The following is a 3,756-nucleotide window of genomic DNA, read 5'->3' on the forward strand; positions in this document are numbered from 1 at the left end:
CGCGAGTTGAAAGCGTGCCTCGAGCGCCAACAGCGATCGCTCCGACAGGTCGGCGAGTTCCTTCTGAACGCTCTGCTCCTTGATCTGCGCGATGGCGAAGTCGCTGCGCGCACCTTCGAGAATGCGCTGGACCTCGTCGTTCAGCGAACTCTGAAGCTCGTTCATCTTCGCGCGGGCTTTGATCGTCGCTTCGTGCGTCGCGCCATACCGGACGGTGAAATCCGCCATCTGGCGCTTCGCGTCGGCATAGGCTTTGCGAAGCTGGATGATGACGATGTTCGAAAGTTCGTCGACGAGCGCGTTCTGCACCCCGCCGGTCCTCGCCATCTCGTTGATCTGTGCGACCTTTGCTTCCGCGCCGGCACGGGCGAAGCGGGCTTTCAAAGCGACCTGACTCAAATCGAAGACACGTTGTTCTTCGATAAAATGTCCATCCGTCGTCACAATGTTATTCTTCAGACGATAGTCCGTGACCGCGCGTTCCGCTTTAATTGCGTCGTTCTGGAGCTGTGTAATGCGTTCCGAGAACCAAGCGCTCGCCTTCTCGGAGGGCAAGCGCTTGGCATCCATCTGATCGTCGATGTAGGCCTGTGCGAGCGCATTCGCGAGGCGTGCGGCCTTCTCGCCGCTGCGCGCCGTCACCGTGACGGTGATGGCGTAGGACAGTTCTGCGCGCTCTACGCTGGTTGCCTTACGCAAGGCCTCGATCGCCCTCGAGCGACGCACGTCCATGGGCTCGGCTTCCGGGTCATCGGCGAGGCCGAGACCCGCGAACAGCGTCCGGATCATCGACGGGGAGCCGATGAAGTCCGGATCGGTGTCCAGCTTTTCGGAGATCACGGTCCGTTCGAGAACACCGGTCGAATTTAGGACTTCGATCTGGCTGAGCAGAGCCGAGCTGTCGATTCGGCCCGTCGATTTCGACTCTTCATCGACGACGGCCAGTCGCTTGAAATCGACCAGGACCGTTGCGGACGCCTTGTAGGACGACGGGGCGAACAGGAAAATCAGAGTGCCGATCGCAAGGGCAATCAGGACGACCCGAATGATGAGCCGACGCTGGCGACGAAGAACGCCAGACAGGAAACCAAGACTTTCCGGATCCCCCGAAGCCAATTTGCCGAAGGGCATTCCCGGCGTCGCGCGCGAATCGCTTGTCAGCATAGAGCCTCATGGGCGGGAATCTCGGCCGGTTGGGCCGAGGAGTCGGCGAGAGCCGTCGCCAATTCGATTGCGTCTGCAGTCTTAGACGATCGGCAACGCCTTCGCTATCGCGTGGTGCCGCCTGCAGAGACCGTGTGCTTCGACCGGCAGCGCCCGACGGCATCGGCCGATCGCGGCGTTCGATCCCGGCCTGGGGTGTGACGGATCGAGCCTGAAGCGATGGGGCCCGTCGATCCTGGCTGATCCTCTCCATCGGCCCGATCCGAAGCCGGCCGGTCAGGTCCGCGATCGTCCTCCTGTTTTCCAGGTCGCGCCAGCGGCTCGTACCCCTGGATCCGTTCCTGATGTTTGCCTCGGCAAATGCACAGATTTCGCGGAAATCGGTGCCGCGGAGACACAGTCAAATCGTCTAAATACCATTCCAATAACGACAAATTTGCAAGAAAACAAAGATCTTTAACGCTGTTTCTGGGTGGCAATTGAAATTCCGCATCTGCCGTGATCGCTTAAAGGCTCAGGGAGAATCAGATGCCAGCGCCACAAATTGTTTCGCCCATTCCGCCGCACAGTGATTTACCGCCTGGGCAATATGAATTCCAGGACGGCCCGTGGGTCGTCGAAAGCATCATCGTCGACGAACTGGGCCGGCAGACCTTCAGGTCCAGCTACGACTCTCGAACGGGAGTTCTCTCGACCCTAAAATATCTTTCGGATGGCACTTCTACGTCTTTGAATGACAAGGGGGGTAAATCGATCATCGTATCTGTCTTCAATGAGAAAGGCTGGATCGTTTCCCAAGACGATGTCACGAACGGCATTTCGCGTGCCTGGGACTACGATGCCGCCGGGTTCATCAAACACAGTTCGGTCGAGATCGATGCCCGGTCTCCGAGCCCCGGACAGGAACCGGAAACGGATCGGGTCCCGGATTTTTCCTGGACCTCTCAGGACGAATACTTCGGCCCCTACGAAACGCCCGCGCTGAAGGTGCTCACGTCGGACACCGAAGGGCTTCGCGTCGCCTACGACCTCACGGGGACCGTCACGAAGGTCGTCCATAGCTTCGAGACCGGAGCCCTGTCGAAGACCGTCGATCAGTGGGACGACAGCGTCGGCGCGCGCATCCCTCACCGCCACGTCGCGTATGATCAGACCGGCAAGATCGTCCTGGAGGATCGCTTCGACAAGGCCGGCGTGCTGACGTACGAAACCAAGACGCTCCTCGACGGCGCGCATTACGCCATGAACGTCGCGGCCGACGGCACGCACATCCAGATCACGGAGACCGATGGTGCCATCCGGCTCCAAGAGGTCGTACGCCCGGACGGATCGTTATTCGTCAGCAAGCTCAGCACCTTCGCGACCGTTGAAAGCACGCCGCACAACGATGTTTTCACCAGCTCGAATGGCGGTGCGACGTTCATCTTCGCCGATGGCTTCGGCCAGGACGTGATCCGCAACTTCCACGCGGATGGTCCCCATCAAGACCGGATCATCATCGAGACGGGCCGAGAGGTGAATCTGTGGAGCCACAACGGCACCGATACGATCATCACGGTCGGCAACGGCGGGTCGGATACGATCATCCTCAAGAACGTCACACCCGACCATATATCGCTGAGCGATCTCTTCATCGTCTGATCGCTCAGGTCGGCTCGGCCCGGAGGCATAGGTAGACGCGTGATCCGAGATCGCCCTGGTCCTTCCTGATCGAGAGACCTTCGAGACGACACGGCCTGCGAGCCCACGCGCGTGCTCGCAGGCCGCCCGTGCTCCAGTCTCCCCGAGGTTTGGCAGGATCTCGGGGCCTCGGCCGCGCTGCGCCTCCCCCCTCATCGGATGAGCGGCGTCCACGGTCCGCGTGACTCTCAGGAAAACCGACCGTCGATCGGTCCCCGCCCAAGGCAGATCCGCACCCTGCGCGCGTCGGCAGATGTCGTTTAGTACGAGCTGTAACGTTGCAGTAATCAAACCGAAAGGTTGTGCGATTTCTTCGCGCAAAAGCCTGGAGTCGACTGAGATCCAACGAATCCAACGCATAGCTTAAAAGAAAGCTTTAACCCCCACTCCTAGCTTGCCCCTGAGAACTGATCGCAGCGCGCAATCAAGATGCGCTATCGGCTCGGGGGCTGAACCATGTATGTCGCTTCGGATCTTTTCGGGATTGGCCGTAACAACGGCTTGACCAGTGTCGCCGGCCTCGACGTGGCGGTGGGCGCGCTTCAGCCCCACGCACAGCTCAAGAGCTTTGCCGGCCTCAAGGCAGCTGATGGTGTCTACTACAACAAGGCCATGAACGTGCTGGTCATCACCAAGGCAGGCGTGACCCTGGACGGGTACGACTTCCGCGGTGTCTCGATCAACGTGCAGGCCGATAACGTCACGATCAAGAACTCGACCTTCGATGCCTCGGTCGGGAACTACGCCATCAATGCGTTTCCCGGCACGAAGAACCTGACCGTCGATCACTCGACGTTCGACGGTCTGAAGCTCGACAAAATCGGCTACGTCGACTTCATCATCTCGCGCGGTGAGAACACGACCCTCACGCACAACGCCTTCCTGGATGCACCATCCGACGGCGTGTCGATC

At 59.9% G+C, this 3,756-nt stretch carries 2 protein-coding genes and 1 pseudogene; 2 read left to right on the forward strand and 1 reads right to left on the reverse strand.

Annotation, left to right across the window (positions count from 1 at the left end):
* Nucleotides 1-1,164 (reverse strand): GumC family protein (locus ASF20_RS20870; RefSeq protein WP_162242643.1); only part of this gene is annotated, 1,164 nt, incomplete at its 3' end.
* Nucleotides 1,165-1,692: 528 nt separating this feature from the next.
* Here ASF20_RS20870 and ASF20_RS20875 point away from each other — a divergent pair.
* Together ASF20_RS20875 and ASF20_RS24495 are read left to right on the forward strand one after the other, a co-directional pair.
* Complete coding sequence (locus ASF20_RS20875) at nt 1,693-2,805, forward strand: hypothetical protein (protein WP_156389738.1); 1,113 nt, start codon at nt 1,693-1,695, stop codon at nt 2,803-2,805.
* A gap of 495 nt (nt 2,806-3,300) precedes the next feature.
* A pseudogene (locus tag ASF20_RS24495) lies at nt 3,301-3,756 on the forward strand (calcium-binding protein); the annotation flags it as partial.

It is taken from the genome of Methylobacterium sp. Leaf88, from assembly GCF_001422795.1.
Lineage (GTDB): Bacteria > Pseudomonadota > Alphaproteobacteria > Rhizobiales > Beijerinckiaceae > Methylobacterium.

Bases quoted from the DNA above. Each gene is read 5' to 3' on its own strand.
- ASF20_RS20875 (WP_156389738.1), top strand. From the start codon at position 1,693: ATGCCAGCGCCACAAATTGTTTCGCCCATTCCGCCGCACAGTGATTTA.